This is a genomic window from Paraburkholderia sp., from assembly GCF_036488505.1.
Classification (GTDB): Bacteria; Pseudomonadota; Gammaproteobacteria; order Burkholderiales; family Burkholderiaceae; genus Paraburkholderia.
This window is the reverse complement of the sequence record NZ_DASXHN010000087.1, coordinates 21839-28283: the sequence shown is the minus strand read 5'-3', so window position 1 is coordinate 28283 and position 6445 is coordinate 21839. Positions and strand designations below refer to the sequence as shown.

At 64.4% G+C, this 6445-nt stretch carries 7 protein-coding genes; 6 read left to right on the top strand and 1 reads right to left on the bottom strand.

The window, feature by feature from the left end; genetic code table 11:
• Nucleotides 1-160 precede the first annotated feature (160 nt).
• Nucleotides 161-604: a lysozyme inhibitor LprI family protein gene (locus VGH68_RS04885; RefSeq protein WP_331602383.1), complete on the top strand. Its 444-nt coding sequence runs from the start codon at nucleotides 161-163 to the stop codon at nucleotides 602-604.
• A 176-nt stretch (nucleotides 605-780) separates the two neighbouring features.
• Here the strand turns inward: VGH68_RS04885 and VGH68_RS04880 are convergent, their stop codons facing one another.
• Complete coding sequence (locus tag VGH68_RS04880) at nucleotides 781-1851, bottom strand: MBL fold metallo-hydrolase (RefSeq protein WP_331602382.1); 1071 nt, start codon at nucleotides 1849-1851, stop codon at nucleotides 781-783.
• A gap of 148 nt (nucleotides 1852-1999) precedes the next feature.
• On the opposite strand from VGH68_RS04880, the gene VGH68_RS04875 reads away from it, so the two are divergent.
• From VGH68_RS04875 to VGH68_RS04855, 5 genes are all read left to right on the top strand, one after another.
• Nucleotides 2000-2404: a MerR family DNA-binding transcriptional regulator gene (locus VGH68_RS04875; RefSeq protein WP_331602381.1), complete on the top strand. Its 405-nt coding sequence runs from the start codon at nucleotides 2000-2002 to the stop codon at nucleotides 2402-2404.
• 181 nt (nucleotides 2405-2585) lie between these two features.
• Nucleotides 2586-3362, top strand: a complete 777-nt coding sequence (can, locus tag VGH68_RS04870; RefSeq protein ID WP_331602380.1) for a carbonate dehydratase — start codon at nucleotides 2586-2588, stop codon at nucleotides 3360-3362.
• Nucleotides 3355-4563 (top strand): acetyl-CoA C-acetyltransferase, encoded by a 1209-nt coding sequence (locus VGH68_RS04865; RefSeq protein WP_331602379.1) that lies wholly within the window; start codon nucleotides 3355-3357, stop codon nucleotides 4561-4563. Before can ends, VGH68_RS04865 begins: the two co-directional genes overlap by 8 nt.
• 54 nt (nucleotides 4564-4617) lie before the next feature.
• The gene (locus VGH68_RS04860; RefSeq protein ID WP_331602378.1) at nucleotides 4618-5295 is read left to right on the top strand and encodes an SDR family oxidoreductase; all 678 of its coding nucleotides are present in this window, start codon (nucleotides 4618-4620) and stop codon (nucleotides 5293-5295) included.
• A gap of 15 nt (nucleotides 5296-5310) precedes the next feature.
• A complete protein-coding gene (locus tag VGH68_RS04855; RefSeq protein WP_331602377.1) occupies nucleotides 5311-6441 on the top strand; it encodes an acyl-CoA dehydrogenase family protein in 1131 nt (376 codons plus the stop codon).
• The last annotated feature ends 4 nt before the right edge of the window (nucleotides 6442-6445 follow it).

The following is a 6445-nucleotide window of genomic DNA, read 5'->3' as shown; positions in this document are numbered from 1 at the left end:
CATTGAAATACCGCAAAGCTTCAGTTCAAAAAGTTATTGCAAGCTGGCGACACATCTCCACGACGTCGATCGCCCAGCGCTATAACGGGGGAGGCGATCCCAACTACGCCAAAAAGCTTGATTACGCTTTATCGTTGGTGCGCGAAGGAAAGGCCGCTCTATGCTCACAATAAGGCGGATCTGTTTCGGCGTTTCAGTCTGTTGGCCAGCGATCGTTCTCGCCGCCTCGACTGCTCCCACTACGGGCGAGCAGGCTTTGCGGAACGAATGCAGCGCATTCTCACAAGCGGGAATTCGAGACTGTCTTGAGGAGAAGGTCGAGAACAGTCAAAAGGTCCTCAGCCAAGCCGAGCAGAAGATGGTCGGCACCCTATCCAAATGGGATGAAGACAACAGGTACATCCGCCAGGCCAACGCAAAGCTGGTCGCATCAAACAAAAAGTTCGCCGAGTACCGCGCGACTCAGTGTGAATTCTCAGCGTCGCTAAGTGGTGGCGCAGCCGGCGATGCGCGTGAGATACGCCGTTTGGCTTGCGTTGCGGAACTCAACAACAGGCGAGCCGAGCAACTAGCCAACGCGGCCTCCGAGTTGCCCCTGAAGTAGTTCGCATGAGCACGCCGAGCATCGTTGCGCCGCTCAGTGCGTTCACGTAGCGCAGACCTGATGGCCCGCGCTATTGCTCCAGCAGCGAACCATGCTGATTTTTAAAAGCGCACACAAATCCAGCACCGGGCTGTTCTATCGGCGTATCGAACCGGAGCTGGATCAAACAGCCGCGCTCAAACCGACGCGAAGCGAATCACCCCATCCTCATCCAGCATGCGCTTCAGTTCGCCCTTGCGCCACAGCAGATGCAAATGCGCAAGCGCCTCACCCATCGCGAACGTCATTTGATGGATATCGAGCTGGCGCTTGAACATCAGCGGCACGATATCGGCGGCGCTGCGCGGCTTTTCCGCGCACGCGTCGCGCACTTCGGCCAGGCGCGCATCATGATGCTCGCGCAACTGGCGGATTCGCGTGCGCACGCCACGAAACGGCTTGCCGTGCGAGGGCAGCGCGAGCGTGTCCTCGGGCATCGTCTCGTAGCGGCCGAGCGACTCCAGATATAGCTCGAGCGGCGAGCCTTCCGGTTCGATATCGAATACCGATACGTTGGTCGAAATGCGCGGCAGCACCATGTCGCCGGATATCAGCGTGCCGCTCTCTTCGCAATACAGCGCGCAGTGCTCCGGCGAATGGCCGAAGCCCGTCACGACACGCCACGTTCTGCCGCCGATCTTCACCTCTTCCGCTTCACGCAGACGCCGGTACTGCCGCGGGATCGCCGGCACGAGCGTCGTGTAATAGCTCTCGCGGTTGCGCAATTTATCGAGCGATTCGCCGTTCAGCCCGTGCAGTCCGAAGTGCCGCGCCGCCGCCTCGCCGCCCGCATTCGAGCCGTCGCCGGTGGCCATCACGCGCGCCTGCATGTATTCGCCGAGCGTCATCCACAGGCGCGCGTCCCAGCGCTTTTTATCGCCGCCGCCGCACACCCATTGCGCAAGGCCGATGTGATCCGGATGGCAATGCGTGACGATCACACGCAGCACCGGCAGCCCGTCGAGCACCGTGTCGAACACGTTCTCCCAGTTCTGCCTGATGGTGTCCGACGCGATCCCGCAATCGACCGCGGTCCAGCCCTGCTGTCCGTCGATCTCATCGCGCAGCAGCCACAGGTTGATGTGGTCGAGCGCGAACGGCAGCGGCATGCGCAGCCACAGCACGCCGGGCGCGACTTCCATCGTGCGGCCGGGTTCGGGCAGCGCGTCGTTGAAGGGATATTCGAGTTGATGTTCGAGTGCGTTCATGGCCTTTCTTCTCCGGCGACCGCCGGCATGGCGAGGTGTGCGATGCCGGTCGGCCTGGTGGTGGTTGCTTTCCGCTCAAGTTGACGATAACGTAAACGTCGATTCTATCGTCCATTTCGGGTTTTGTGCCCGGCCACGGAATATCCCGATGAACACGCAATATACGATCACCGAGCTCGCACGCGAATTCGACGTCACGCCACGCGCGATCCGCTTCTACGAAGACCAGGGTTTACTCTCGCCGAGCCGCGAGGGGTCGAGCGGCTTGCGACGCGTCTATTCGGCCCGCGACCGCACGCGGCTAAAGCTCACGCTGCGCGGCAAACGGCTCGGTTTCACGCTGTCGGAAATCCGCGATCTGCTCGACGTCTATGAATCGCCGACCGATACGGTGTCGCAACTGCACGCGTTCCTCGATACCGTCGCGCGTCATCGCGAGGTGCTAGAACGTCAGCGCGAAGATCTGAACGCGACGCTCGAAGACCTCGCGCAGTACGAAGCGCAAGCACGCGCGCTGCTCGAAAGCGGCAGGCACGCTGCAAAGCGCGCCTGAATTCCGCCGCGTTCCCGGAGTTCGCGCCGTGATGAACTACTTCCCGCAACCACTGCGCAGGCCGGCGAGCCCGCCGCGCGGCTCGTATGAACACGCGCGCAAGCAGCGCCGGAGCGCGCCGCCCGGCCCCGATATAACGGCCCGGCCGGTCTGTTAGCCGAGCTACATTTTCAGAGGCACCATGAACACGAAGCCTGTCCCCGCCGATCATCCGCTCGCGCATCTGTTCGACAACAACGACGCGTGGGTGCAGCGCATGCTGGCCGAAGACCCCGAATACTTCTCGCGTCTCGCGCATCAGCAAACGCCCGAGTATCTGTGGATCGGTTGCTCGGATTCGCGCGTGCCGGCCAACCAGATCATCGGCCTGCCGCCCGGCGAGGTGTTCGTGCATCGCAATATCGCGAACGTAGTCGTGCATACCGATCTGAACTGCCTGTCGGTACTTCAATTCGCGGTCGACCTGCTGAAGGTCAAGCACATCATGGTGGTCGGCCACTACGGCTGCTCGGGCGTCGGCGCCGCGCTGCTCGGCCGCCGCGTCGGTCTTGCCGACAACTGGCTCGCGCATGTGCAGGACGTGCGCGCGAAGCACGCGGCACTGCTGGACGAGTGGCCGATCGGCGAAGCGCGCCATCATCGGCTGGTCGAACTGAACACGATCGAACAGGTCGTCAATGTGTGCAGCACGACGATCGTCGAAGACGCATGGGCACGCGGCCAACAGCTGACCGTGCACGGCTGGGCCTACGGCGTGCACGACGGCCGGTTGCGTGATCTGGGCATGCGGATCGATAGCGCGGCCGCGCTCGAACCGACGTACAACGCGTGCGTGGCGGGCGTATCGGCCAGGCGCGCGAGCAATGCGGACAACGATATGGTCGCCGCCGATGCCGCCCGGTTGGGCGGCGTGAAGGCGGTTGTCGAAGGTGTGATCAAGGAGCTCAAACATGAGTGATGCAAACTTCAGCGCGACCCAGGCGGATCCGGTCGTTATCGTCGGTGTCGCGCGCACGCCGATGGCGGCCTTCCAGGGCGATTTCGCGTCGCTGACCGCGCCGCAGCTCGGCGCGGTCGCGATCGAAGCCGCCGTGCAGCGCGCGGGCCTGAAGCCCGAGCAGGTCGACGAGGCGGTGATCGGCTGCGTGCTGCCCGCCGGCCTTGGCCAGGCGCCCGCCCGTCAGGCCGCGCTCGGCGCGGGGCTGCCGCTTGCCACCGGCTGCACGACGGTCAACAAGATGTGCGGCTCCGGCATGCGCGCGGCGATGTTCGCGCACGACATGCTGCTGGCCGGTTCGCTCGACGTCGTCGTCGCGGGCGGCATGGAAAGCATGACGAACGCGCCGTATCTGCTGCCGAAGGCGCGCGGCGGCATGCGCATGGGTCACGGCCAGGTGCTCGACCATATGTTCTACGACGGCCTCGAAGACGCGTACGAAAAGGGCCGCCTGATGGGCACGTTCGCCGAGGAATGCGCGGCGTCGTTTGACTTCACGCGCAACGCGCAGGACGCGTTCGCGGTCGAATCGTTGAACCGCGCGAAGCGCGCGAACGAAGACGGTTCGTTCGACTGGGAAATCGCGCCGGTCAAAGTGGCGGGCCGCAAGGGCGATGTGACGATCACGCACGACGAGCAGCCGTTCAAGGCCAACCTGGAAAAGATTCCGACGCTCAAGCCCGCGTTCAGTAAGACCGGCACCGTGACGGCGGCGAATTCGTCGTCGATTTCGGACGGCGCCGCCGCGCTCGTGATGATGCGCGAGTCGACCGCGAAACGCCTCGGCGTGACGCCGCTCGCGCGCGTCGTCGGCCATTCGACGTTCGCGCAGGAGCCCGCTAAGTTCACGACCGCGCCGGTCGGCGCGATCCGCAAGCTGTTCGACAAAAACGGCTGGCGTGCCGGCGACGTCGATCTGTACGAGATCAACGAAGCGTTCGCGGTCGTCACGATGGCCGCAATGAAAGAGCACGGCTTGCCGCACGAGAAGGTCAACGTGAATGGCGGCGCGTGCGCGCTCGGCCATCCGATCGGCGCATCGGGCGCGCGGATTCTCGTCACGCTGATCGGCGCGCTGAGAAACCGCGGGCTCAAACGCGGCGTCGCAACGCTGTGCATCGGCGGCGGCGAAGCGACGGCGATGGGTGTCGAACTACTCTGACACGCGATGCGGCGAAAGCCGCGCACGCGGTCAACGAATCAAGGAAGGCATGCGATGAAAACAGTGTTGATCGTCGGTGCGTCGCGCGGCATCGGCCAGGAATTCGTGCGGCAATACAGAAAGAGCGGCTGGCGCGTGCTCGCGACCGCGCGCGACGGCGCCGCGCTCGACGCGCTTGCCGAAGTGGGCGCGCAGACTTTCGCGCTCGACCTGACCGCCCCCGACGAGATTGCCGCGCTCAGCGCGAAGCTCGACGGCGAACGGCTCGATGCGGCCATTCTCGTATCCGGCGTGTTCGGCCCGCGCACCGCCGGCATCCAAACGATCACCGCGGAGGACTTCGATCACGTGATGCACACGAACGTGCGCGGCCCGATGCAGTTGCTGCCGATCGTGCTGCCGCTCGTCGAGGAAGCAAGTGGCGTGCTGGCGGTGATCTCGAGCCGCATGGGCAGCATCGCCGATGCGAATGGCACGAGCGGCTGGCTATATCGCGTGAGCAAGGCTGCGCTGAACGACGTGCTGAAGCTCGCGTCGCTCGACGCGCAGCGCGCGACCTGTGTGTCGCTGCATCCGGGTTGGGTGCGCACCGATATGGGCGGCGCGCAGGCGGCAATCGATCCCGCGCGCAGCGTCACCGGTATGCGAGAGTTGCTCGCGCAGGCGGCGGCATCGCGCGCTGCTTTTCACGGCCGTTTCTTTCAATACGATGGGACAGAACTCGACTGGTGAGGAGGACACACGCTCATGGTGCTTGATCAGGACCACCTGATGGTGCGCGACGCGCTGCGCACCTTCGTGCGCGAAGCAATCACGCCGCATGCGGCCGCCTGGGACCGAGAACGCGCCTTTCCGCGCGACGTGCATCGCCAGCTCGCCGAACTCGGCGCTTACGGCGTGCTGGTGCCCGAAGCGTATGGCGGCGCCGGTATGGACGCGCTGGCGCTCGCATTGATTCTCGAGGAAATCGCGGCCGGCGACGGCGGCACCTCGACCGCGATCTCGGTCAACAACTGCCCGGTATGCAGCATTCTGCTCAGCTATGGCAACGACGCGCAGAAACGCGACTGGCTCACGCCACTCGCGCGCGGCGAGATGCTCGGCGCGTTCTGCCTGACCGAACCGCAGGCCGGCTCCGATGCGTCGGCGCTGCGCACCACCGCGACGCGCGACGGCGACACCTATGTGCTGAACGGCGTCAAGCAGTTCATTACGAGCGGCAAGAATGGCGATGTCGCGATTGTGATGGCCGTCACCGACAAGGCTGCGGGCAAGCGCGGCATCAGCGCGTTCATCGTGCCGACCACCACGGCAGGCTATGTGGTCGCGCGCGTCGAGGACAAGCTCGGCCAGCATTCGTCGGATACCGCGCAGATCGTGTTCGATGATTGCCGGGTGCCGGCTGCGAACCTGATCGGCGCTGAAGGCGAAGGCTACCGGATCGCGCTGTCCGGGCTCGAAGGCGGACGCATCGGTATCGCCGCGCAAAGCGTCGGCATGGCGCGCGCCGCGTTCGAGGCCGCGCTCGCCTATGCGAAGGAACGCGAGAGCTTCGGCGCGCCGCTCTTCTCGCACCAGGCGGTGCAGTTTCGTCTCGCCGACATGGCAACGCAGCTCGAAGCCGCACGTCAGTTGATCTGGCATGCGGCGGCGTTAAAGGATGCGGGCCAGCCGTGCCTGACCGAAGCGGCGATGGCGAAACTGTTCGCGTCCGAAGCGGCCGAGCGCATCTGTTCGGCGGCATTGCAGATTCACGGCGGCTACGGTTATCTGAGCGACTTCCCGGTCGAACGGATCTACCGCGACGTGCGCGTATGCCAAATCTACGAAGGCACGAGCGACATCCAGAAGATCCTGATCGCTCGCGCGCTGAACTGAAATT